Origin of the sequence: Edaphobacter aggregans DSM 19364, from assembly GCF_000745965.1 — a bacterium.
In the GTDB taxonomy this organism is placed as follows: domain Bacteria; phylum Acidobacteriota; class Terriglobia; order Terriglobales; family Acidobacteriaceae; genus Edaphobacter; species Edaphobacter aggregans.
Window position 1 is genome coordinate 1 of record NZ_JQKI01000077.1, and the last position, 25,591, is coordinate 25,591.

The 25,591-nt window shown below is 56.1% G+C and carries 16 protein-coding genes and 2 pseudogenes; 10 read left to right on the forward strand and 8 right to left on the reverse strand.

What is annotated here, in order from left to right:
- Window positions 1-530: 530 nt before the first annotated feature.
- Together Q363_RS22225 and Q363_RS46645 are read right to left on the reverse strand one after the other, a co-directional pair.
- Window positions 531-3,914, reverse strand: coding sequence for a TonB-dependent receptor (locus tag Q363_RS22225; RefSeq protein WP_035354948.1), 3,384 nt, complete (start codon window positions 3,912-3,914; stop codon window positions 531-533).
- Window positions 3,915-4,086: 172 nt separating this feature from the next.
- Complete coding sequence (locus Q363_RS46645) at window positions 4,087-4,920, reverse strand: IS6 family transposase (protein WP_211256295.1); 834 nt, start codon at window positions 4,918-4,920, stop codon at window positions 4,087-4,089.
- A 309-nt stretch (window positions 4,921-5,229) separates the two neighbouring features.
- On the opposite strand from Q363_RS46645, the gene Q363_RS22235 reads away from it, so the two are divergent.
- Window positions 5,230-6,066 (forward strand): hypothetical protein, encoded by an 837-nt coding sequence (locus Q363_RS22235; RefSeq protein ID WP_051979146.1) that lies wholly within the window; start codon window positions 5,230-5,232, stop codon window positions 6,064-6,066.
- Window positions 6,067-6,352: 286 nt separating this feature from the next.
- On the opposite strand, the gene Q363_RS22240 is transcribed toward Q363_RS22235, so the two are convergent.
- Genes Q363_RS22240 through Q363_RS22255 form a run of 4 tightly spaced genes read right to left on the reverse strand, consistent with a single transcriptional unit; the run spans window position 6,353 to window position 9,946 of the window.
- On the reverse strand, window positions 6,353-7,231 hold the full coding sequence (locus Q363_RS22240; RefSeq protein WP_035354954.1) for an amidohydrolase family protein: 879 nt from the start codon (window positions 7,229-7,231) through the stop codon (window positions 6,353-6,355).
- A gap of 16 nt (window positions 7,232-7,247) precedes the next feature.
- Window positions 7,248-8,495, reverse strand: a complete 1,248-nt coding sequence (locus tag Q363_RS22245) for an enolase C-terminal domain-like protein (RefSeq protein WP_035354957.1) — start codon at window positions 8,493-8,495, stop codon at window positions 7,248-7,250.
- Window positions 8,496-8,508: 13 nt separating this feature from the next.
- Window positions 8,509-9,276: an SDR family NAD(P)-dependent oxidoreductase gene (locus Q363_RS22250; protein ID WP_035354960.1), complete on the reverse strand. Its 768-nt coding sequence runs from the start codon at window positions 9,274-9,276 to the stop codon at window positions 8,509-8,511.
- Window positions 9,266-9,946 (reverse strand): GntR family transcriptional regulator, encoded by a 681-nt coding sequence (locus Q363_RS22255; RefSeq protein WP_035354962.1) that lies wholly within the window; start codon window positions 9,944-9,946, stop codon window positions 9,266-9,268. Before Q363_RS22255 ends, Q363_RS22250 begins: the two co-directional genes overlap by 11 nt.
- A 1,186-nt stretch (window positions 9,947-11,132) precedes the next feature.
- On the opposite strand from Q363_RS22255, the pseudogene Q363_RS46650 reads away from it, so the two are divergent.
- The 6 genes and pseudogenes from Q363_RS46650 to Q363_RS22285 all read left to right on the forward strand — a co-directional run bounded on the left by Q363_RS46650 (window position 11,133) and on the right by Q363_RS22285 (window position 19,920).
- Window positions 11,133-12,979: pseudogene (locus tag Q363_RS46650) on the forward strand (glycosyl hydrolase family 95 catalytic domain-containing protein).
- A 397-nt stretch (window positions 12,980-13,376) separates the two neighbouring features.
- On the forward strand, window positions 13,377-15,182 hold the full coding sequence (locus Q363_RS22270) for an alpha-amylase family protein (RefSeq protein WP_157467350.1): 1,806 nt from the start codon (window positions 13,377-13,379) through the stop codon (window positions 15,180-15,182).
- Between the two features lie 75 nt (window positions 15,183-15,257).
- Window positions 15,258-16,651, forward strand: a pseudogene (locus Q363_RS22275) (UxaA family hydrolase).
- Complete coding sequence (locus tag Q363_RS38805; protein ID WP_483782903.1) at window positions 16,581-16,811, forward strand: outer membrane beta-barrel protein; 231 nt, start codon at window positions 16,581-16,583, stop codon at window positions 16,809-16,811. The pseudogene Q363_RS22275 and the gene Q363_RS38805 overlap by 71 nt, the downstream one beginning before the upstream one ends.
- A gap of 207 nt (window positions 16,812-17,018) precedes the next feature.
- A complete protein-coding gene (locus Q363_RS22280; RefSeq protein WP_245632392.1) occupies window positions 17,019-17,924 on the forward strand; it encodes an acetamidase/formamidase family protein in 906 nt (301 codons plus the stop codon).
- An 850-nt stretch (window positions 17,925-18,774) separates the two neighbouring features.
- Complete coding sequence (locus Q363_RS22285) at window positions 18,775-19,920, forward strand: DUF4143 domain-containing protein (RefSeq protein ID WP_157467352.1); 1,146 nt, start codon at window positions 18,775-18,777, stop codon at window positions 19,918-19,920.
- A gap of 249 nt (window positions 19,921-20,169) precedes the next feature.
- On the opposite strand, the gene Q363_RS22290 is transcribed toward Q363_RS22285, so the two are convergent.
- Window positions 20,170-20,463 carry a transposase gene (locus Q363_RS22290; RefSeq protein WP_035354972.1) on the reverse strand — a complete coding sequence of 98 codons (294 nt, stop codon included), beginning with the start codon at window positions 20,461-20,463 and terminating at the stop codon, window positions 20,170-20,172.
- Between the two features lie 163 nt (window positions 20,464-20,626).
- Here Q363_RS22290 and Q363_RS22295 point away from each other — a divergent pair, with 163 nt between their 5' ends.
- Entirely contained in the window at window positions 20,627-21,034 is a 408-nt protein-coding gene (locus Q363_RS22295) for a hypothetical protein (RefSeq protein ID WP_035354974.1), read from the forward strand.
- Between the two features lie 67 nt (window positions 21,035-21,101).
- On the forward strand, window positions 21,102-22,142 hold the full coding sequence (locus Q363_RS22300; protein WP_035354975.1) for a tyrosine-type recombinase/integrase: 1,041 nt from the start codon (window positions 21,102-21,104) through the stop codon (window positions 22,140-22,142).
- A 106-nt stretch (window positions 22,143-22,248) separates the two neighbouring features.
- Here Q363_RS22300 and Q363_RS22305 read toward each other — a convergent pair whose 3' ends face one another.
- Window positions 22,249-23,967, reverse strand: coding sequence for an arylsulfatase (locus Q363_RS22305; protein ID WP_051979149.1), 1,719 nt, complete (start codon window positions 23,965-23,967; stop codon window positions 22,249-22,251).
- Between the two features lie 589 nt (window positions 23,968-24,556).
- Here Q363_RS22305 and Q363_RS22310 point away from each other — a divergent pair.
- Entirely contained in the window at window positions 24,557-25,588 is a 1,032-nt protein-coding gene (locus tag Q363_RS22310) for an IS110 family RNA-guided transposase (protein WP_035354977.1), read from the forward strand.
- The last annotated feature ends 3 nt before the right edge of the window (window positions 25,589-25,591 follow it).

Below are 25,591 nucleotides of genomic sequence, written 5' to 3' on the forward strand. Positions count from 1 at the left end.
TGTCCGGTGCGTGTGCGGCTCGGGCGTGTTCCCCTTGGCCCCTTCCCTTGGCTCCACCGACTCCGCGTCCGATCGTCCGGTCTTGTTCGCCGGCTTCGCAGCTACTGTGGAAGGGGTCTGACTTCTCCGGTTCGTTCATCATCGGCTACGGCTCCTCGCCTTCCCGACGCGGACCACCCCTTGACTGCAAATGGCCAAACTGGAGATCTCCCGGTTCCCAAGCAAAGAGCGTCCGTGCATGCCAGGGTCTACGACCACGCAGGACCGTTCGGGCACTCGCGATGTCGCACCCGTTCGTTTTGCCTTCCGCATACGTAACTACGTCGGCGTCCTGGATGAGAAATATTTCGTGGCTCAATGGCTGGCCTGCACGCTCCCCTGTCAACGCTTCGCCGCACACCTCACGGTATACTGCGCATGACTCGGGGCCGGCGTGGTTCGCTACACCTTCACCGTAATGGACTTGCACCATCTACTCCTTGCCGGTCTCCCGGCGCACTACGTAATATTCCCTTTCGTGAGGTGTCCCCTTAGAACGCGTAGTGAAGGTTCAGCTGCAGATTGCGCTCCTTCGACCTCGTGTTTGTGATCTGTCCGAAGTTTGCATCCGTGACCGAACTGTCAGGATTCTGATAGGACGCGATATTAAAGAGGTTGAACGCGTCCACCCGGAAGCCGATCAAATGCTTCTCGGTGATGTGAAAGTCCTTGAAGGCGGAGGCATCGATCTGCGCAAATCCCGGGACACGCTCGGAGTTTGTGGATGCCGTGCCAAAGGTGTTTGGCGCGGCGACACCATATGCGCAGATGCCGTTGTCGGGTCCATTGCACGGGACTGCAGAGGGGTCGGTTCCCCACCAGTTGTCGATTGAACGGTTCCGAATGATCAGTTTGCGGTAGTGGTTTGCGCGAGCAGTGGAGAAGTTGTTGTTTGTGTTTGAGACGTTCGGAGCCTGAATCGTGATCGGCAGTCCGGTAAAGGCGATGACCGAAGAGGAAATCTTCCATCCGCCTGCCACTAGATCCAGTACACGATTCATGTGAGTTCCGTAGAGCTGATCTCTTCCGAACGGAAGGGCATAGACTCCCACGGCGTTGAGGTTGTGACGAACATCCTGTCCAGAAGGAGCATAGTCAGCCTGCGGATTATAGGCGTCTTGGAATGCGCCCGTGGATCCGCTGATTCCGGGCTGGCCATAGTTGCCTGCCGAGTTGGTCATCGCCTTTGCATACGTATAGTTGACTGTATATTCAAAGCCGCGATCGGCATGGTGCCGCACGGTCAGCTGGCCGCCATTATAGTTCATCATCGCGGCGGATTCAGTTACTAGCAGGGCTCCGTTTTGCCCGACCAGCGAGGCGTAGGGTGCCTGTGCCACAGCGGGGATGGAAGCGCCATCAGGCAGAGCAGCGATGATCTGTGCTTGTGCCTGTGTCAGCTGATTTGCGTTGCGATAGTCGATCAGGTGATGCCCGCTCTCGCCAAGGTATCCCACTGTGAGAGAGGTCGTGTTCGAGAGAGCAAACTCGGTGGTCAACGAGTACTGATGGATGTACGCGGGCTGAATGTTCTGCGGCCACACGGAGTACTGGCTGGTTGCGCTGAATTGTGGCGTGAATCCATCTTCGATGCGGAAGGGAGATCCAGGATTTCCTTGGCTTGGCTTGGTCGCGACGAGATCGCTGCCCTGTGCAAAAGGCGGAGACGAAGTGAGACGTTGGTTTCCGGCGTTGCCTTCAAAGAAGCTGCTCGCGCCGTATCCGCCACGAATTACCATGCGCGGAGTGACCTGCAGAGCGAATCCGATTCGAGGCATCCACTGCGCGTAGTTGGCGTTGTAGCAAGCTCGTGTCGGACAGAGTTTCGACCCTGCGGGCGCACCAGCGGGGATACTACCTGCATACTCGACGGTTCCGGTGCTGAGATCAACGTTCGCGGTCTTGTTATTGACCTCGTACCAGGGCTGGTCGAACTCATAGCGAAGGCCTATGTTGACGGTGAGGTTGTCTGTAGCTTTCCAGTCGTCCTGAATGTAGCCGGCTGTGCGCCACTGACGGTTGCCGACGAGGCCGATCGATGATCCGAGTTTGGACTCGGCAACACGATCGAGCACGAAGTCAGCGGGGCCGTACCCGTTTCCCCCCGGCAGGCCGGTGAAGGCACCGGTGTAGTCGAACTCACCCAGGAAGCCATAGTTTGAAGAGTTGATGTAATTCTGCTGGTAGCGCGTCGCCTGGATGCCGATCGAGAGCAGATGACGACCGCGCTGCCAGGTGAGGTTGTCGTAGTAGTTGAAGGTGTTGTCGCGAAGGACCTGGATGTTGGCGTTGGCTCCGATGAACGATGCATTGTTGCCCAGGCCCTGTCCGGAGAATCCCGGATATGCCTGAGCTCCGAAGGGAATTCCAACCGTGGCGTTTCCGTTCAGGCCGAAGGCTCCTGATGGATCGGTGGGGACGCTGTTATCCCAACGCACACGAGTAAATCCGAATCGAGCTTCGTTGACAATGGTGGGAGTGAAGGTGTGAATCCAGCTTCCTCCCCCGAGTTTGGTGGGATAGACGTTCTGGGGAGGGAAGAAGATCGGGATTAAGGATGTCTGTGTATCGCCGGCGTTGGACTGCGAGTAGAAGACGGTGAACTTATTCGACTGCGACTGGCTCCAATCGAGCTTAGCATCGCCCTGATCGTTGCGAACGAACTTGCGCTGCGGTCCCTGGAAGTTGTTCTGTAGCAGTCCGTCGGTCGGGGTTGCATTCTCGAGCGGGTAGAACTCGGGATGTGCGAAAAGATATTTCGCTACGGGATTCACCACAGGGATTTGGTTGTTGTTGTAGGGCGAGAAGCCATTCTGCGTGTCGTAGAGCTGGATGGGGTCGGTGGCACGGAGAAGGGAAGAGAAGTCTCCGTTGCGCATCGCCGAAGGAAGTACGCTTGCCTGTTGCAATCCTCCGGTATGGGAACGGGCTCCTTCGTAGTCCACGAAGAAGAACAGCTTGTCCTTTTTAAGGGGACCTCCGAAGGTCCCGCCGAACATTGTCTGCGTGTACGGATTGATCGCGATGATTGGGTTGGCGTGCTTGTTGCTCCACGAGTTTGCATTCAGGTTCTGATTCTGAAGAAAGGCGTAGGCAGAGCCGTGAAACTGGTTGGCGCCCGACTTGAGGACAGAGACTACGGCTCCGCCGTTGGCGTTCCCATAGGTTGCTGGGGCGTTTGCCGAGATAACGCGGACCTCGGCGATGGCATCGGGAGCGGGATTGTATGCGATGAGGTTGTTCTGGGGCTCGTTGAGGTCGGCTCCATCGAGCGTGTAGTAGTTGGCCTGGTTGCGATTGCCGTTGATGGAGGCCACCCCGTTATTGAAGGTGCTGCGTTCGATTGCATTATTGCCGGTCATGCCTTGAGGGTCGGTTGCGATCGCGCCCGGCTGAAAGAGAGTAACCGAAGAAAAATTGCGTCCATTTAGCGGAATATTGGCAATCTCGTTGGTGGAGAGTGAGATTCCGAGAGAAGAGTCGTTGGTATTGAGAATCGGCGCGACGGCAGCGCTGACGTCCGCGACGGTGGTGAGATTGCCCAGCTGCAGCTTTGCGTCGAACTTCGCGGTTTGATTGATCTCCAACGTGAAGGGGGTGAACTTCGCGGTTGAAAAGCCGGGTGCTGATACAGTCACCTGATACTGGCCGATCGGTAGGAATCGGGCGCTGTAGAGGCCAACATCATTCGTCGTGGCCATTGTGTCAACTCCGGTTCCGACGTTATGCACTACGACCGTGGCTCCCGAAATCACAGCACCACTGGGATCCGTTACGATACCACTCACCGCGCCAGTTACGTTTTGCGCGCACAGCCATCCAGAAAAAAGACAGAGCATCGCCATAACGGCGGTGTAATACCTATATCGCCTCATGATTCTCCTTCGCATCAGACAGCCTGCTATAACGAATCAGACCACTGAAGTGCTGGCATAAACACGGGAACTATCAAAGAGTTGCTGGGTTTCTCTTGATAGAGAGAAGATAGACGGTAAGAGCGGCAACGGGTTTGAGTAGTCGAAGGGCTAATGACGAAAACGCACTCCTCTACATATACATATACGGCGAAGCGCACCGTACTGGCGGCAATACGAATACGCGTAGGTATTCTCCGCAAAGGGGGCTCTGGTGCAAACTAAGGTATGCACGTTGAGGCGAGAGGAGAGGCAGGGGATTAAGCAGCAAGGACAGCATTCCAGATTGCAGGCGTTGAGGCCTAGGTGATGCAGGGCAAATTGACCCTTGCGAATACGGCGAAGCAGTTCGACGCCGTGGCTTGTGATGGCGGCGCAGCCGAAGTTCTTGAAGTCGAGTATGGGCCTGCTTCGGAACTTGATACCGTGATGATCCTGATCGATCAGATTGTTCAGGTATTTTCGACGATCGCAGCTTGGTGCGCTTCCATACCTCTTCTTGGTTTGAAATTTCAAGCACTGCTCGTTGCGAAGCAGCATATCCATCAAGCGTAATGTTGACAGGTGCGCGCAACTGCGTGCGAAACGCTTTGCGGAAAAAGTCCTTGGCCGCTGCTCCATCCTGCTTTGGACGCAGCCGGAAGTCAAAGGTGTTGCCATCCCGGTCGACGGCGCGATACAGGTAGACCCAACGGCCACGGACCTTCAAGTACGTCTCGTCAACACGCCAGGAGCGACCGCTTTTGCGTGCATAGCGATTCCAGCACTTCTCGAACTCCGGAACATATCTCTGCACCCACCGCATGATCGTGGTATGTGCAATATGCAACCCGCGTTCGACCATCATCTCGACGAGATCACGGAGGCTAAGTTTGTAGCGTAGATACCAACGTCCGCGCATGACAATGATCTCGCGATCAAAATGTCGCCCCGCACATAGCTCCTTCATCCCCTTCAACTTAGCCATCGACCGATCCTTTATGCCTCAATCCACTACTCTAACCGACTCCAGCATGCTATTTGCACCAGAACCAAAAACAAGACCAATACCTAACAACTCCATGACAATCGAGTTCGAGAGTTATTCGCTAGTGTGTTTCCAACGGGCCAACCAATGGTTCGGAAAGGTGAAAACACTGGCATGAAAACGCAGAGAGTATCGCGCGGAATCCACTCGACCGTCGCTCATTCGTGAGGGCAGTTTGGTGACTGGTGGCTGTAGCCATGGGCGTCGGCTTGCTGAACAGAAGTGGTCCAGCCTTCGGACAGGATTCGGATGGACGGCAGGATCTGCACCGAAGCGATGCAGCGATTCTTCGCTTTCTCGCGGCAAGCGGAGCTGATCGAGGCCGATCTTTGGGGGCAGTATGCCGAACTGGGAGGCGTGACCGGTGGTTCGATGAATGCCTATCAGACAGCCTTCACAAATCTGGATGGGGACGGCATGCAGTACATCACAAGCAACACGCTGGATGAGGTAAGCCATGCCGACTTCCTTAATGCTTACCTGGAATCCAAGGGAGCCGATCCGGTGAACCTGGACGCCTTCCGGCAGTTGCAGGGGAGCACGGCGACCGGAGCTAAGAATATTGGCCGTCTCACCAACCTCATGCACCTCACCGTAGACACAAGCTGGTACACGCGGTATCGCAGCCCCACAAACCCGGACTTTGGTGCGAGCTTCCCACAGGCGCTTAACATCAACAACCGCTCGGCCATCCCGGTCACGGATGCCGACTTCGACAACCCTACACACATTCAGGCTATCGCAGACATCGCTGCATTTCACTTCGGCTCGATCGAACAAGGTGGCACAAGCCTCTACGCCGCAATGAGCCAGAAAGTCTCAAGCGGCGAGGTGCTCGAGATCACGCTAGGCATCGGCGGCAGTGAGATCGCGCACTTCCTCGAGTGGGTCGATTTTGCCGGCAACGCCGTCCAGGGACCACCCATCACCGATCAGGGGCTCACCTTCCCTGACTTCAACAATCCCCCTAATCCCCAGCTACAGACAAACCTGAGATTGGGTCGGAAGACTTTGCCTCTGCGAGCGTGTCACTGCTGGCGAGGCGCTTGCCCCAGTAAAGCGTCTGAACCTCTGATCGTTCATTGATGCCCAGGACGTAACTGACGTCGGCTCCATCAAGGCGAAACACCTTCGTCGCCGAGTCGTAGTGGATCACAGTCGCTTGGTCTGCTGATTGTCCTGGAGCTGAAGATGGCCAGCCCAGCGCGCCTGCAAGAACGATGCCTGCGAGGAGCCTGGTTGCTGGACCTGCCAATCGGGTGAAAACGCGATGAGGGTGACGCAAGCGATATACCTCCGGAAACCTGATGAGCACAATATCTCGAGGCCGGAGTGGGAAACCCGAGCTATACCGGGCATCGATAACGCCGTTCTATACGTGGCTGTGAGCCACGGGGCGACGCAAACCGTAAGCCTCCGTAGCCGATCGCCACAGGATCGCCTGCTGTTCGGAGGTTGAGAGTTGGGCAATGGCCGAACGGACGGTATTGACCCACCGGTCATAGGTCGATGCCAACGTCACGATCGGCCAGTCTGAGCCAAACATCAGACGCCGCGGTCCGAATGCTTCAAGCACAGTGTCGATATATGGGGCGATCATCTGCGGTGTCCAGCGGTCCCACTTGGCCTCTGTGACTACGCCTGAAAGCTTGCAATACACATTTGGCCGCCGTGCGAGCTCGAGAAGGTTGCTGCGCCACGCAGTAATCGAAGCGTCGCGGATCCGCGGTTTTGCAATGTGATCCAGAATGAAAATCTGGTCGGGATGACGGTCAACGAAGTGAATTGTCTGAGGAAGATGATCTTCGAAGATGAGGAGATCGTACGTCAGTCCGAGTGCATGAAGTGCCGCGATGCCTCGATTGAAGTCCTCTCGGAGAACGAAGTTCGGATCGGGCTCATCGTGAATGGGATGGCGCACTCCTCTGAGGTTCGGTAACTCTGCGAGTTGCTCCAGTTCCGCTTCAACAGAGGGATCGGTGAGATCTGCCCATCCAACGACTCCCAATATCAGGTCATCGCTGGCCGCCGTTGAGGCGAGCCACCGCGTCTCTTCTACGGTGCGCTCGACCTCGACGACAACAGTTCCAGTGATCCCTGATGGCGTGGCCACGTTGCGCAGGTCCTCCACGCCGATGTCACGGCGGAGGTAACTCATCTCGTCTGTCATCCAGGGCTGCCCGGGATCTTGATAACGCCAGAGATGATGATGCGCGTCGATAAAGTGGTCTTGCGGCAGGGAACTATCCATTTCATTCCTCGAACGTTTAGGCTGTGGCGTTCACCTTCAAATCCGTGGAAGCCCCCGGATTTTGTGGCGTACGGTAAACGCCGGCGGAGACCTCGGCCGGGTGGACGAAGTGTTTACGCAGATGAGGAATGTGCTCGAGGAAGGCCACTTCGTGATCGAGCGCAATATGGTTGAAGAACATCAGGTGTTGATGCATCTGCCCCATATCGCCGACGTGAGGAACTACAGGGCGATTGAATATGTTCGCCATGAAACTCACTGTCAGAAACTCGCTGATCCCAGCGACGCGAGTGCAATCTACCTGGATGAAGGACAGAGCGTTCGCCTTCAGGAAGTTCTTGAACAAAACCCGATTCGAGATATGCTCACCGGCAGCGACCTTGACCGGAGCGATGGCCTCCGATATCTCAACATGCGCGAGAAGGTCATCCGGATGTGTTGGCTCCTCGATCCAGAGAGGTTTGAACTTTGACAGCTCGCGGCACATACGCAAGGCATTGGGCAGATTCCAGTGCTGGTTCGCGTCGAACATGACCGTCTTGTCATCGCCGGCAAGCTCGCGGAGCATCGCAGCGCGGCGGAGATCACGGCTTTCCTCTGTCGACCCTACCTTCAGCTTGAAAGCGGAGAAACCCTGATCGAGCGCTGATTTCGTGAGCTCGCGCACCTTGTCATCGCTGTAATCCATCCAGCCAACGGAAGTATCGTATCCGGGATAGCCGGTCTCGAGGATGCGCTCCCGCGACGCACGCGTAGCCTGGTTCTCGCGTAGCATCTCGATCGCTCGCTTTTCGTCAAGGACGTCTTCCACATAGGTCAGGTCAAGAACGCGCACGAGTTCTTCAGGCGAGAGGTCGAGGAGGAGCTTCCACAGAGGAACGCCACGGCTCTTCGCCCAAAGATCGAAACAGGCGTTGGTGATCGACGCCAGCGCTAGATGTACAACGCCCTTATGGGGTCCTAGCCAGCGCAGGGCTGCATGATCAGCGATACTGCGCGATAGCGTGCCAAAGTTGGCCATAATCTCGTCGATGCTCTTGCCCTGCAAGGGCTCTGCGAGCATCTCAATGGCTTTGCCGACAAGTTCATTCCCGGCGCCAAGTGTGAGAACGAACCCGGATCCGGTAGGGCCGCCATCGGTCGAAAGCAGAGTCACTGCAAGGCAATACTCTGAAGTGGCGTGGATCGAGTCGGTACCAGCTCCCGCTGGTAAAGGAAAGTGGGCATCATAGGTAGAGATTGAGCGAATAATGTTATTTGCCATTGTTCCTCTTGGGTTATCGTTTGTAGCCAATTTCTGCACCGCCACTGACGGGCAGGATGCATCCTGTGATGAAGCGTGACTGGTCTGAAAGCAAGAAGACCGCGGTGTCTGAAATGACGTCGCCGTGCGGGGTATACCCGAGCAGGCTCATTTCGTTGAAGAGCTGTCGCGTGGCATCGGGATCGCTTTGAGAGTCGGCCCACCGCTCAAGCATTGGCGTCCACACGATTGCCGGGCAGACGGCGTTGACCCGGATTCCATGCTTGCCGTAGTCCGCCGCCATCGCTTTTGTAAGCGAGATCATTCCGCCCTTGGTGGCAACGTAGGCGGCGTGGTCCTGCTGCCCGAGAAGTCCAACCATGCTCGCGGTGTTCAGGATCGTTCCTTTGGAGGCAACCAGAGCTTCGAATCCGTACTTCGTCGTCCAGTACACCGACTTAAGGTTGATATTCTGCAATTCATCCCATTCCGCCTCGCTTGTCTCGTGGAGTGGTCGAGAGGGTCCGACTATGCCGGCATTGTTGTGAATCGCATCGATTCTCCCGAACCTGTCGAGGAGCGCCTTGACTGCCAGTTCAATGGCATGCCCGTTGGATACGTCGGCCTCGATCGCAAAGCTGTTGTTGCCTGCTTCGGTTGCTGTCTTGCGAGCCTCTTCGAAATTGCGATCCACTATTCCGACTACTGCGCCCTCGCGGGCGTAGGCGAGGGCGCAGTCACGACCGATCCCGGTCGCCCCGCCCGTCAGAAGAATTACTTTGTTGCTGAGGTTATTTTTCATGGGGTAACCAGTTCTTTCGAGCTGTCGATGCGAAGCGGCTCATGGACTTCTTCACGTAGTGCTCTGTCAGTTCGGCTTCTCGATCGCGTATCAGATCAACGATGCGCTGATGCGCCTCCACATCGTGTCCCCAGGCCGAGGTTCCTTGACCGGTTGCGCTCACTCGCATCCGAACAAAGGCGAAAAAGGGGCGGAGCAGCTTCTGGGCGTAGTTCAGAAGATGGCCATTCCCTGACATCCGGGCGAGTTCGAGATGAAAGCGCAGATCGCAATCTGTCAGGGTTTTACTGTCGTGGGCGTTCGAAGCAGCGCGCATCTCGTTGACGATGGCCTCAAGCGCGGAAACGTCGGCACCGTTGCACGCTGCGAGGAACCCAGCCGTCCCTTCAAGCCCGGCGCGGACCTGATAGAGCTGAAAAACATCCTCATCGCTCAGGTTGACGACACGAGCACTCCGGCCTGATTCCTTGGTAACGAATCCGTCGCGCTCGAGGATGTTGATTGCTTCGCGAATTGACGCCTGCGCAACTCCGAATTGATTGGCCCAGGTGCGCTCCGAAATCTGCTCTCCGGGTGCCAGCTTTCCCGCGACAATCTCGGAAAGGAGCCGTTCAGCGATCTCGTGCTTTCGGAGATCTTTCGATTTGGTTTGCGTTGGCTGAGCGCTCATACTGTCAACGGGATGCTAACGGGCACAGAAGAACTCCGTCAACCATTTAAGACGTGAGCGCTCGTTTAATCAAGATTGTGAAGGAAATCGCCCCAGCAGTGAAAACCTAAATAGCGAATTTCGGCATTGATAATAATAGAATTATATTTTTATCAGCCTTGTCTCATCTGGAAATCAAGAATCAATTGTGAGCGCTCATAATGCGTTACTTCATGTTTTGGGACGCGTCAAAACACCTTGTGTTTTCAATACTTTAAACATAAGATTTGACTAGATTGGCTGCATCGGCCTATGGTGTCCTCCATGTGAGCGCTCACTTTGGCTGTGGTGGCGGCAATGACACTTGAGGGATCTACGATTGCGGGATACCGGCTAAGGGCTATTTGAATGAAGACAACACGCCGCACATTTCTCCAAACCTCCGCCATGGCATCTTTGGTTGCAGTAGGGTCGGCTTCGACTATTGCTTCGGCACAGAATGATGCTGATCTCGCGGATGGCAAGAAACTCGATGGATTCGATATCGCAGGGCGGCACCCTCTGGTCAGAACCAAGCCAGGCCCAACCTACTTCGAAGGAATGTTGCTCGGCAACGGTGGATATTGGTGTCTGCGCGGTTGTTCGACCGGATGCTCTGGCTTTGCACATCTCGAAGAGCGATAGCTGGGACATTCGTGTCACAGAAGACAGCGACAAGGAGGTGCGTCCGTTCTCGGAGATCCTCGAGTTATGGAAGCGCGCGAGCGGCGAACTCAATCGTCGCGGCGACCATGACTCTCTTTCCGTCGAAAGCGTGGACTTCTTTCGGGAATACGGCGCAAGGGTCGGTGGCTCTTACTCAAAACGGTGGCCGAGACCGTGGCCCTGCGGGACAGTGTGGTTGAAGTGGGATCCGCGGTGGGTCGAGCCTGTTTCCTACACTCTCAATTCGGCAAATGGCCTCTTCACTCTCGAACTGAAAATCAACACGCCCACGTCGCCATCACGCAGCGCCAAACTGGCTGCATTTGTTGACCGTGAATCAGGGAATATCAGTTTGGAATCAGAAGCGATCCCGGAACTGTCTGTCATCTATTCCCCGGCAATTGATGGGTTCCGTCCTGGAGTATTTGATCCCGGCCATATTGATATTCATCCAGATCAACTTCCGCGCCCCATCCTGAAGCACCAGGCAGGACCGGATGCGATGCGCTTCTCCTGCTTTCAGTACTTCCCAGCGATTGGCCCATCGAACGAGCATCCAAATCCACCACGCTCGGACAAGGATCGCAACTTCAGCTTGTTTGGACGACTCTCCGGAGAGTGGACGCCAAGCAATATCGAGTCGAGCGGCAGTCTGCTGTTTTCCGCCAGGTCGGCAACCTCCTTACGCCTGGACATTGCGGTCGCCACACCGCGCGATCTGCTTTTGAAGCGTCTTAAGGCTGAGCTGCCTCGAGAGGAGCCAGCCTCCTGGATTACGATTCCGCAGACGCACACGTACACCGAACAAGAATTAGATACTGCCGCTTTTGTGGAGAGCGCAGTATCAAAGGCTTCGATCATTCCTTTTGACGAACTGCAGCAGAGTTCCCAGCAACAATGGCGCGACTTCTGGTCGGCCTCCGCAGTAAGCTTCGCCGACAAAGCACTGGAGCGCATCTGGTATCACAACCAGTATTTTCTGGCATGCTGTCTTCGCAAACATGGAACCGCACCGGGCCTATTCGCGAACTGGTCCTACGGTGATATCGGCAGCGCATGGCATAGCGACTACCATCTCGACTACAACTGCCAGCAGGTGTATTGGGGCGTCTTCTCGAGCAATCACGTCGACATGCATCAGCCCTATCTGGAGCTGGTGGAGAATCTCCTGCCTATGTCCGAAAGGACGGCGCGAGAGGGGTTCAATCTGCCGGGTGCGTTTTTTCCGCTCTCGGCCTACCCGGTACCGAGTCAGATCGTCCCCTATCCGGTTCCACCCTGGGGGTATCAGATCTGCATGACCCCGTGGGCAGTGCAGAGCCTCTGGTGGCATACCTCTACACGCAAGATGTCGATTACTTAAAGCGAGCCTATCCAATTATCCGAACCGCGGCTCGCTTCCTCGCTGCATTTGTCACCAAAGAGGAGGATGGTCGATATCACATCTTCCCGTCTATCTCTTCGGAAAACTGGGGCTGCACCGTTGACTTCAAGCTTAATAAAGATTGCATCCTCGATCTGGCGTTGACACGTTTTGTACTCGATGCGATGGTGAGCGCTTCCACCATCCTCGGACAAGACGAAGAAGAGCATCGCCACTGGAAAGAGATCAGCAATAACCTTGCTTCTTATCCACGGTCCCGTGGACCCCACGGAGAGGTATGGCTCGCTATCGTGAATGCGCCGCCGGAACACGTCTACAACGTCCCAATCACGCTCGCTCCCGTATTCCCAGGTGAGCAGGTCGGAATAGTCAGGGGGGCTGAGTTTCTCGACATCGCGACGCGGACCGCGAAGACGATCCGGCTTGAGGGTGGGAACGATCTTGTGTCCCAGCCGCTCATCAGGGCTCGCCTCGGGATTCTGGACCTCGCGTGGTTCAAAGGGCAGATCGAATACTGCATGCTTCCCGACGGAGTCTCGAACGATCGTGTTCGTCAGTCGGGCGGTCGCTACGGGTTGACAACGGATTTTGACTTCATGATGCGTATGGGGTTGTGGTGCGAGAACTTCGCAGTCTCCGTTGTACTCAATGAATGCTTGTTGCAGAGCTATACCGGCACGATAAGGCTGTTCCCAAATGTGATGAATCTCGGAGCCGCGCGCTTCGACACGCTTCGCGCCGTCGGCGCCTTTCTTGTGAGCGCGACGTTCGACGGGAACTCTGTCACGCGGTTCGAAGTTCTCAGCGAACGCGGTGCGCCTCCGCGGTTCGTCTCTCCGTGGAAAGAAAAACAGATCCGCGTGGTTCGCTCGAGCGACGGCAAACACATGACCGCAGTGGCAGACGGAGACGCATGGACCGTTGCTACACAACCTGGCGAACGGTACTCAATCAGCATTGGATAGTGCCAGCAGCCCAAACGATAAGTGAGTCAGTACGAATGAACAAGGCTATATCGAAGACATTGATCCCGATGGCTGTCACCGTCCTTGCCGCGAGCGGGTTGTCGGTTGGGCTCAAGGGAGCAGGGTGGGCAAGAACTCATCTAAGCCTGATCGAGACATCTCTATCGGAAACGCAGGAGTTCAAATCCGCTATCACGCGCGCACAGGCACTATGGACGTCCTGTGGCCCGACGGACACCAGCTTCTTGGAATAGCCAGCGCAGCATCACTGGCAGATGGACGCACGATCTCAACGGATATGTATCCATCTCATACCGTCGCTCCGGAAAAACCTGATTCCGTTCCAGGGCAGACACGCGTATACACGATCCGAAGTTCGGGCAACGGATTACCGACCATGTTGCAACGGATCTGGCTCTACGAGGGCACACCTTCGTTCGCCATCGAAGCGGAGCTCGATGGTGAGGCGAGTCATGTCGGAACCCGTCATTTCGATCCTCTTGTCATTCGACAGGAAGATCCGGCGAGAATCGCTTCGGCGAAAGAGTTGCGAGTTTTACATGTCCCTTTCGACAACGACATGTGGTTTCGATTCGCAAGCCGAACCGTCGCGTCGATTAAAGAGGACGAGCTGTTTTCCGGCCAAGAGGTCACAGCCATTTACGACGATACGATCCGACAAGGAATCGTCATCGGGTCCATCACACATGACACCTGGAAGACGGCCATAGATATCCGCACTTCTCACGGGCGCCTTGCCAACATTGACGTTTACGGAGGCATATCGGCACCGACTGGTGTGCGGTCGGATACTCACGATGTTCTCGCCCACGGTATTGTCCACGGAGACAGAGTCATCTCTCCGAGGATCTTTGTAGGTTCCTTCTCGGATTGGCGTGACGGTCTCGATGCCTATGCCGAAGCCAATGCAAAGATTCAACCTCCACTCCAATGGGCAGGTCGGTTGCCGGCAGGCTGGAACAGTTGGGCTGCCTATGGAGGCAAAATCGACTATCAGCGTTACCTCGGCGCTGCGCAGTACGTACATGACACGCTGACTCCTGAAGGCTTCGGAAGGAACAGGACCATCTATATCAATCTCGATGCCTTCTGGTCGAGGCTCGACGCGGTACAGCTTGAGGATGCTGTCGCCGGTATCAGAGCCATGCAGGCGAGTGACGGCACTCACTTCGAACCTGGTATCTATTGGACTCCCTTTGCGTATTGGTCGAACAATTTGGATGCTTCTGTCGAAGGCACGGACAGGCGTTATCGCTATCGGGATATCTTGCTCAAGGGCCCGGATGGAGCCCTTCTTCCCAAAGTGGATGGAGGTCGACCGATCGACCCCTCTCACCCTGGTACAAAACTTCGAACAAGCCTTTACCTTCGCGAACTGCGTCGGCTTGGTTTTACGTGCTTGAAGATCGACTTCGTCACGCACGGAGCTCTCGAAGGAACTCACTACGATCCTTCCGTTCAGACCTGCATTCAAGCCTACAACATGGGAATGAAGCAAATCGTCGAGGAGGCCGGAGGAAAGATGTTCCTCAGCCTGTCGATCGCGCCGCTCTTTCCGTCAGGCTATGGCCATGCCCGCCGGCTCTCCTGTGATACCAAGGGGCACATCAATGGGAACGAGCAGTCTACCGAGTACATGCTGAATGCACTCACCTACGGCTGGTGGACCAACAAGCGGCTATACATTCTCGATCCGGATCATGTAGTGCTTGGGGAGCACGGTGATCTCGGCGCCCGGAACATTGAAGAAGGGAAGAGCCGTCTCTTGTCCGCTGCGATCAGCGGTGGGATGGTGCTGGACAGTAGCCCACTAGCTGACGACTCCCAGGCACGCAGCTTCGCGAAGGCCGTTTACAACCAACCAAAGTGGTACGAGCTTGCTTCGGATGGCGAAGCATTTCGTCCAGTGGACGGAGCTACCGGCAGTTCGGCCTCGAATGCATTCGTGCGTTCTTCGGGAAGGGAAGGGCATCTGGCGCTCTTCAACTATGACGACAAAAATCCAACAACGATCCGAATCCCTGTCGTGCGGATTCTACCGCCCGATCCCGCCCGCGAATTGGCTCAGGCGGTCGATACCGAGACCGGTCAGACTGTCACTGTCACAGACGGTATGATCGCCGTCACCCTCAAGCCGGCTGAATCGAAGCTCCTGACACTGACGTATCGAGCTCAGCCATAGACAGCGTTTGCAGCAGAAAATCTTGACGTGGGCAGCGTGAGAGCGTGGCCAATGACACTACATAACGGAAGCTATATGTCTCTTCTTCGTCTTCATCCACATGACAGCGTTGCGGTATCCACTGAAGCTATCGCTGCAGGCTCAGTCGTCGAAGGTTTAACAGTCCTAAGCGATATTCCAAGCGGACACAAGATCGCCACTCGCGACATCGATCCAGGCGAAACAATCCTCAAGTATGGGCGGATCATAGGCGTTGCCACGAGCAAGATCGCAGAAGGCGAACACGTTCACAGCCACAATCTTTCAATGGCAAGCAGCGAAGACCGCGCTGCCGCACAGCCGCTTGAACAGAGCGCATCTCCTGTGGCGGTGGCGAAGACAGCACCGGTCGTCGAGAATAGGGAAACATTTCTCGGCTATGCTCGGCCCAACGGCTCGGTAGGCACGCGAAACTATCTCGGTATTCTTACGAGTGTCAACTGTTCCGCCACGGTCGCGAGAAGGATTGCATCGCACTTCACCGCGGAAAGATTGTCTGCCTTTCCGAACGTGGACGGCGTCGTTGCGCTAACGCAGTCCGGTGGCTGTGCGATGAGCGACAGTGATGAAGGCTCAGAAGTGCTACGCCGAACAATCGCCAGCTACGCGAATCATCCCAATTTTTCAGCCACCTTACTGTTAGGTCTAGGTTGCGAAGCCAACCAGGTAAACCGTATTGTGCCGCTGACCACCGGTAATATCACCGCTACGACAATTCAGGATGAAGGCGGTACGAGGGCCGCAATCGCGCGTGGCATAGCGGAGATAGAACGTCTCTTGCCCGAGGCGAACGAAGCCCAACGGACGTCGCAGCCCGTGAGCAAGCTCGTTGTGGGCTTGCAGTGCGGCGGCTCCGATGGCTGGTCGGGCATCACTGCTAATCCTGCACTGGGCTTAGCGATGGATATGCTGATAGCGAATGGCGGAACAGCCGTCTTATCCGAAACCCCAGAGATCTTCGGTGCCGAACACCTTCTCACATCACGCGCTGAAGCTTCGGTTGCCGCCCAGCTGATGGAGCGAATCGCATGGTGGCAGCAATACGCTGAACGGCAGAACAATACTCTGGACAATAACCTTCGCATGGCAATAAACTCGGCGGAATAACAACCATTCTTGAAAAGAGCCTCGGAGCCGTGGCTAAGGGTGGGAGTTCTCCGTTGCGCGCCGTGGTGCGCTATGCAGATCCTCTTCCATGCAGAGGTTTGGTCTTCATGGATTCACCTGGTTATGATCCAGTTTCCGCGACAGGTCAGATCGCCTCTGGAGCGAATCTGCCGTGTTTCACCACCGGCAGGGGATCCGTCTTTGGAGCCAAACCTGTGCCAAGTCTCAAACTTTCTACGACCACGTGGCTCTATCCGTGGGCCAGGCAACGACAACTGGGATACGACACTGGCGAAGGAGACCAAGGTAGGTGGGTTGCGTGAGGATGCAACGCTGACTTTCCGTACTGAGTTCTTCAACGTATGGAACCATGCCCAATACCAGAATCCTGGCACGGCTGTGGGAACGTCGAGCTTCGGTGTGATCAATCAGTCTTCGGTTGCACCGCGTCTCATCCAGTTTGCCCTGAAGTATCAGTTCTAAAAACGATGTGACACGGCTTGCCCGATCGATTGTGACTGGATTGGGCAAGCCTCAGCCGTTACAGTAAACAGAAAGCTCAGGAGGATTATGCGAACTCTCAGTTGGATAGCAGGTTTGGCAGCGTGCGTCTCTCTCCACGCCTTGGCGCAGCAGATTTACGCGGTGAACGCTACATCGAAGACGGTGTCGTGGGGTTACTACGGAAGTATGCATCCGGCGCTCACTGTTCACAGTGGCGATACGGTGACCGTACAAACGCTTTCAACCTGCGGCCCGAACGACCGTCTGATTGCCCGCGGCGTAAAGCCGGAGGACATTCCGGCTTACAACGACGAAGTCTATAAGAACTATCCTGCCGATGAAAAAGGGCCGGGTGGTCATATCCTGACTGGCCCAATCGCAATTGCAGAGGCGGAACCAGGCGATGTGCTCGAGGTTCAGATCCAGAAGGTTGCGATCGATGCGCCGTTTGCATGTAACGGTTTCGGTCTCCATCGCGGATTCCTCCCCATGGAGTTCCCCTACAGCCGTAGCCGCATTATCCCCCTCGACCGAGAAAAGATGATTGGCCACTTTGCTCCGGGAATCGACATTCCTCTTCGTCCATTCTTTGGAAGCATGGGCGTGGCTGGTGCAGGAGGCAAGATCGGAAGCACCGAGCCCTTCGCTCACGCAGGAAACATGGACAACAAAGAGTTGATTGAGGGCACAATCCTCTACATCCCTGTGGCGGCCAAAGGAGCGATGTTTGAAGCGGGCGATGGACACGCCGGACAAGGTAACGGCGAAGTCGACATTACCGCGATGGAAACCTTCCTGACAGGCACGTTCAAGTTCGTGGTGCACAAGAAAGAGTCACTGACGTGGCCACGCGCGGAAACTCCGACGCATTACATCACTATGGGATTTAGCCCGGATCTGAAGGAAGCGACCGAGCATGCCCTGCGCGACATGATCGATTTCCTGGTAGAGAAGAAGCACATGACCCGTGATGACGCGTACATGCTTTCGAGCGTAGCAGTGGACCTCGACATTACAGAACTCGTAGATGGCAACGTAGGAGTCCATGCGATGTGTCCTAAGAACATATTCACCGCATCGGCGGTCAAATAGCACTTTCGATACTGAGCGGAGGGAGATGTAGAAATGATGACATCTGCATCTCCCTTTCCTGCTTCTAATGCTTCTTGGATTGGCAACCCGATCAACGCTGTGACCGATCCCTAGTTCGTACAGGTCTGAGTGCTCTCACGCAGAGAGCGACGGGCGTTGCAGAGCCGCTTCCATTTCCCTGCACAAACTGAGCGACGTGTTCCGGAGTGCGCAGAAAGCGGATCAACCCCGGTGCGAGCTTCTTCACCTTGTGAGTGACTTCCGCTGCGGTAGGAGGAAGCTCCTCAGTGACGAGCTTCCCTCAGCGGGGGCCAGTGCGTCTTCGCGGTGCTTCACATATCGATCTGCCGTCGCCAACGGGATTCCGCGATTTCGAAGGAACTCAGACCATCTCCCATCGCGGCCGGTGCCAACAAGACGTGACTTAAAAGCATGCAGTTCAGCGGACAGAACAACTTCCTTCCACTCCCAACTGATGGAAACCGTTTCGCCAAGCGGCTCAGGAGATCGGCGAGGCGGTGGCCAGAGACGGGATCGCAACGCCCGCCTCTGCAAGGCGCTGCTGGACCGGATCTGGTGTGGATCACGGTATCTGACCTTCAGGGCAATCGCATGAAAGGGCTGTACCAAGTGAGTCACTGAGGTAGCTGCGCGGTTATTCCGCGATTAACATCCCCTGCTCGACCAGCACAGACAGCAGCTCTTCTTGATGACAGATGACTTCGCGGAACGTGTCCGTAAGATAGGCGGAACAATCATCCGTTCGATCCGCCACATTGCTCGAGAACGGGAATAGCGATTGAGGAATACATCGGAAGATTCCAATTGGTGAGTTGAGCCCCCCTTCCGGATTGGACGCCACAGTAATCCGAACTGGACGCGAGTTGTCGACAAGGAACGCGAATATGTCACTTTGGACGATGACACCGTGCTGGAAGCAGCGCGCAGCGACCCGGCCGGCTTTGTGCGTGGATTTGATTTGGTCACCATCGACGAAGTGCAACGCGCTCCGGAACTTCTGCGGGCCATCAAAGGATCAGTCGATAGCGACCGAAGAGCAGGCCGTTTCCTGCTGACTGGCTCGGCCAACATCCTTACTTTGCCTCAAGTCTCAGAGAGTTTGGCCCGTTGTATGGAAATCTTAAGCCTCATGCCGCTCTCCAGAGCCGAAATAGTCGGCAGAAAGCCGTCATTCTTAAAGGCGGCGTTCACCGGCAAATTGGTCAAGCCCGGCCCAACCATGATCGGTGACGAACTTGTGCATGCAGTCCTGGTCGGTGGCTATCCGGAGATGCTGCGGCGCGAAAATCCCCGGCGCCGCCAGACCTGGGCACGCGACTACGTGAAGGCGATCGTTCAGCGGGATGTCCGGGACATTGCGGAGGTTGAGAAGCTCGATCAATTGCCACGATTGCTCCAAATACTCGCTCACCACTCCGGGCAACTTACCAACTTTACTCAAATCGGCGGCCAACTCGGGATCGACGACAAGACCACGCGAAAATATACCGGCATTCTCGAACAATTGTTTATCGTGCATCGCCTCTCCCCCTGGTTTCGGAATCAGCTCAAGCGGCTGATAAAGACCCCAAAGCTACACTTTCTGGACTCTGGATTGCTTGCCGCATTGCTGGGGTTGACTGCTGAGCGGATAGCGAAAGACCGGTCCTCATTTGGTGCTCTGCTGGAGACATTTGTTTTTTCGGAAGTCATGAAGCAGGCCGCGTGGCTCGATGACAGCTATACGCTCCATCACTACAGGGACAAGGATCAGGATGAGGTCGACATCATCATCGAGGATGAGCGTGGCGGTCTGGTCGGTCTTGAAGTCAAGGCAAGTGCGACCGTGAATGCGAACGACTTCAAGGCAATCAGAAAAATACTGGACATCTGCGGTGACGACCTCAAGTTGGGAGTCGTGCTTTACGACGGAACGAAGGTCGTACCTTTCGGAGACCGCCTTTTCGCAGCCCCAATGTCCTGCTTATGGAGTTGAGCAAAGACCCTTCCTAGGTGCCAGGTCTTCCACCCCAGCCGCCATCGACGGCAGACGGAGTGGACAAGACCAACACCCGCCGGAGTAAGCAGCCACCGGACGGCGGAAAAATACAACAACCCAATCGACACCGCTGCAAAAAACTGCGGGACAAGCCTCCTCTGCCACTCCAACACCCTCGAAAGTCAGTGCTTGTGAGGAATGCAGGCTAGTCCACATCAGCGCCGTCTATGCGGAGAATCGCGGGGCTTATGGATGGCCGCGCATCCTGCGGCAACTGTGGCTGCCGAGTTGAGCCTTGGCCCCGAGGAATCCGTCCAGGCTGGCTGAGGCGGTGTTTGCCCCCACCGACAGTGTGGCGAATCCGGGGATGAGAGGTCTGCCTGGTTCACCTGCCGCGCGCCGCTCGACCGCGACGGCCACCACCGATTTGCTCTGTGCGCCACGTCCGCGGCGGCCAGAACCCCCTTCGGCGCCGCCAACATAGCCTTCGTCGACCTCAACCAGACCGCTCAATTTGTAGCTTTGGTCGCGGTCTTGCATCGCCTTGCGGATCTTGTGCTAAATCTGCCACGCCGTAGGGTATGTGTTTTCAAGAGTACCGCCGCCTTGCCCGGATTGCGTAGTTCCTCGTAAACCGGCACAAGCCTGTTCAGCACGTAAGGCTTTGCGCGCAAAGCCGTTACAATAGGCTAAAGAACAACTTATGCTCCCATACGCACCCGGTGCCCGAGTCGTCATTCGAGATGAGGAGTGGCTTGTACGCCGAGTTGACCCCTCGACTGACGGCGGCCATCTGATCTCCTGTGACGGCGTGTCTGAACTAGTACGCGGCCGTTCCCCACAGTTTCTTTCCAAGCTTGAAGATGAAATCCTTGTTCTGGACCCAGCCAAGACTGAATTGGTCTCTGATACAAGCTCGCACTTCAACACGACACTTCTTTACCTTGAAGCCCAGTTGAGGCGAAGCACCCCCAACGACGGCCAAATTCACTTAGGCCATCGTGCGGTGATGGATCTCGTGCCCTATCAGTTGGATCCGGCCTTGCAGGCGCTTAAGCAGCCGCGTCAGCGCATTCAAGCGATTTCAAACCGGCAGCGTCCGGTTACGTGAGGATCGTGGTCCGGCGTATTGGCAGGGTTTCTATCGTGAGGATGTCGTCAATGAGGCGGGGAAGACAGTGCGGAAACGCATTGCTGTCACTCTCGGTTCGCTGAAGGAAATCCCCAACGAGAAGATTGCCCGGCATAAGCTAGCCGCTATCCTTGAACCCATCAACGATGTCAACCACCGTCCTAAGAAGATGATGACATTTCGCGGTTTTGTCGAAAAATACCGCGCGCTAAAGCTGGCGAACAAGAAGGGAACCACCGTGCACGGCTATGAGACCAATATCCGTGCGCACTACCTCCCCGAGTTCGGCGACATGGAGTTGTCTCGCATCTCGATCGAAGCGGTGCAGACCTTCCTTAATCTGAAGGCGAGCGAAGGCAAGGCAGTTCAAACCCTGAAGAACCTGAAGTGGGGGCTGAGCTCCATCTTTGTTGCCGCCATGAAGTACGGATACATGACCTCCAATCCCGCGCGTGGCGCTGATCTTCCTCCGGATCGGATCAAAGAGCAGAACCTGCTTCCAACCTTCATTCAATTGGGTCAGTTGATCGAGGCATTGGAAGAGCCGATCAGCACAGCAGTCTGGCTGACGGCGGTCTGCTGCCTTCGGCCGGACGAGCTGGCATTCAAGTGGAAAGATCTGAATGTCGGCGCTCGGGAGTTGTGGGTCGTGCGCGCTTTGAACCGCGGCAAGCTGCACACTCCGAAGTACCATCGCGCAAATCGGCCCATCCGGCTGACGGAGGCAGATGTCACTCGTCTGCTCGCCCTGAAGGCCCGGATGAAAGCAGGGGATGACGACTGGGTATTTCCGAACAGTCGCAAGACCGGTCCGATCTGGCACGAAGATCTTCTATCCCGGCGCATTCAGCCGGTGGCAGAAGATCTTGGCCTTCCACACATCACGTGGCGTCTCCTGCGGCACTGGGGAGCGACACAGATGGTGGCAGCTCGTGTGCCCATCAAGGCAGCGCAGCAACGTCTTGGGCACTCGCGGCCCGACATACTTCTCACGTACTACGCACGCCTTGGGCTTATGCCGGAACCGCCGCGGTCTTCGTCAGGTTCAAATCCCCACCAGAAGCCACCTTCAATCATGATGCTTTAGCGATTCGCTCGCCGATAAAAAGGTTGACCCGAAATACGACGATAGCCGAAAAGGGAGCGAAGGAGGATGTTCGGCCTGCCTCGCTCCCTTGGTGGCACCTCACGCCCTATTCGCTGGCATGGCCAATCGCCCTGGCGGCCTTGATCTGATCGTAGATCTGACTCAGGTTGTAAGACGCCGGGCTCTGCATCGGCGGGAACTTCTCGTAGGTCTGGAGTTCCTTCAGCCACAGCAACTGGCCGATGGGCAGCAAGTTCCAGTCATAGATATATGATGTCACTGGAGCAGCAATCGCACCCCCCATGCCTAACATGGTTCCCTGCGTTTCCCCGGTGGCCATCTCGAAGGGATCCCGCTTGATGTTGTCGACTTGGGTCCAGTGATACGTCGTGGCTCCAATCAACCCGTCGGCGGGATTGCCTGTGGGAACCATCGTGTAATAGAACTTCCAGTTTTTGTACCGCACTGCCGACGGTGTCGGGCCTGTGTAGTAGAAGAAGGTGTCGCGCGCCGATTTCGGTGACGTTCCTTCCAGATAGGCACGCTGGTCGACACCGTCTAGCGTCGTCTTGACGATTCCGGGATACTTTCCGGCCTCAATCTGTTGCTTCAACGCGTCGCCCTTGGGACCACCGGCGATATCGACAAACGTAGGCACCCAGTCAAGGGACGCGAAGATGTCGTCAAAGACCGTGCCGGGTTTGATGTGGCCGGGCCATCGAATGACACACGGAGCCCGCATGCCACCCTCCCATGTGGTGAGTTTCCCTCCTCTGAAAGGTGTGTTCCCGCCATCCGGATAGGTAATGTTCTCGGCGCCGTTGTCGGTGGTGAAGACAATGATCGTGTTGTCCAGTTGGCCCATTTGCTGCAGCTTATCCAGGACCAATCCGATGTTGTCGTCCATCTGCTTCATGCCGGCTTCATTGACACCCCAATCCATACCGCCCGGTTCACCTACCATGGCCATGTATTTATCCGACAGCACGGTCGTGATATGCATGCGGGCGGGGTTGTACCAGACGAAGAAGGGCTTGGTTGTCTTTTTGGGGTCGTTGCGGTCGAGGAAGTCAACTACCTTGCCCGAGATCTCTTCGTCCACGGTCTTTGACCGCTCCAGCGTCAGCGGACCTTCGTCCTTGCAGGTCTGGTTCTTCTCCGTTCCATCGGAGGAATGGCACGAGAGGACTGGCCGGGGCGGTGTCAGACATGTCGTGGTTAAGGGATCCACGGAGCCCGCAGGCTCGGTGATACCGGGGATCGGTGTGTTCTTGCAGGGCGGAACGATGCCCTGCTGGGTCGGGGTCTTGTTGATGTCGGGGAAGCTGACGCCCTGCATCGCGTCGAGGTGATAGAGGTAGCCCCAGAATTCCTCAAAGCCGTGCGCGGTGGGGAGCGCCGCGGTGTGGTCGCCAAGGTGATTCTTGCCGAACTCGCCCGTGGTATAGCCGAGATCATGCAGGAATTTTGCAAGCGCCGGAGTGCCCGGCTTCAGATAGGTCGGGCTGCCGGGCAATTGCGGCGGGATCATGCCGGTGCGCAGCGGATGCATGCCGGTGAAGAAGGCGTTGCGTCCGGCAGTGCAGCTCTGCTCGGCGTAGTAGGTCATGAGGATGCCACCTTCATTGCCGATACGGTCGATGTTGGGGGTTTTCCCTACCATCAGGCCGCGATGGTAGATGCTCGGCTGCATCCAGCCGATGTCGTCACCCATGATGAACACGATGTTAGGTTTCTGGTTTTGTGCCAAGGCCGAGATCACTCCCGATCCCAAAGCGACGAAAATCGCGGTAATGACCAACAACAGCTTTCTGATGGACTTCATAAACTGGATCCTTTCTTGCGCTAAACATCATGCGCCCATCTACTGCGCTGCGAAGGTCGCCGTTCTCTTATGACCTGGCAGAACTGGGGACCCCTTGGAAAGAAGCCTCAAGACCGACGGCTGCGCCCTCTTGAACCAACCGAAGACCCATCCGATCGTGAGTGTGTCGTTGACAACCAGATGCGATCCCAACCGACAGCCGGCGAGTTCATCACAACGTCGTTAGAACGTAGAGGACAAGTCCGCGGGCAAAACAAGCCTAGGACGCGGACATCGAAGGCACAACTGTCACTTGCGACAGTCGAAACCTAAGCTCGCGGATGAATTATTCAGGGTTGAGATCCGATCTTAGAGCGACTCTCGCTTCCATGACACTTGGTTCATGGGTGGCGCCAAATGCAATCATCGGATCACGGCTAGCGAGCTCAAATGTGCAATCGTCGGAATCACCTCATAACTCATAATCTTTTGGGTTGGGAGTTCAAATCACTCGGTGCCGTCGTGCCTGGGAAGTCGGGTTTACTCAGATGGTCCGCCGCTTGATCTTCCCGGGGAGATCTTGTAGGCAGATTCAAGGAGGATCATCGACATGCAGATTCGATCGGTTGGTATTGACCTTGGCAAGACGACCTTTCACCTGGTGGCCCTTGGTGATAACGGCAAGGTGCTGCTGAAGAAGAAGTTTACCCAGAAGCAGTTGATTGCCTTCACCGCGAACATGCAGACCTGCTTAATCGGGATGGAAGCATGTTCGGGGTCGCACTTCCTCGGCCGGGCTTTACGGGAACAAGGCCATGATGTGAAGTTGATTCCAGCCCAGTTCGTGAAGCCGTTTGTGAAGTCGAACAAGAACGACTTCATCGACGCTGAAGCAATCGCCGAGGCAGTAGAGCGCGAGAACATGCGCTTCGTGCCGATCAAGACAGATGACCAGCTCGACCTGCAAGCTCTCCATCGCGTGCGTGACCGGCTCATGACGCGAAGAACTGCTCTGATCAACCAGATTCGTGCGTTTCTGCTGGAGCGGGGCATCGTGTTCGCCAAGAGCCCGATTCGGCTGAGGGAAGCTCTGCCTGAGGTGCTTGAGAACGTCAACGAGAACCTCACCCCGAGGATGCGGAACCTGGTTGCCATGCTGTGGAGCGAGTGGAAGGACCTGGAGCTTCAGATCGTGCAGATGAACGACGAAGTGGAACGGATCGCTTCGAGCGATGAAGCGTGTCGGAGACTGCGGCAGATTCCTGGTATCGGACCGCTGGTTGCAACCGCGATCGTGGCCACCATCGGTAACGGCGCAGCCTTCCGCAAGGGACGAGAGTTAGCGGCCTGGTTGGGGCTACTACCGAACCAGCATTCGACCGGTGGCAAGGTGAGGCTGTATGGAATCAGCAAGCGCGGTAACTGTTACCTGCGCAAGATCCTGATTCATGGAGCACGCGCGGTCGTATTGCGATCCAAGCGGGATCGAATCGCGATGGGCCCCTGGATGACCTCGCTTGAGACCAGGGCGCCACGAAACGTATTGATCGTGGCAACAGCACACAAACTGGCGCGGATCGCGTGGGCAGTCCTCTCGAGCGGCCAGGACTATCGAGCAGTACCCGAGGCACTGACAGTATAAGCA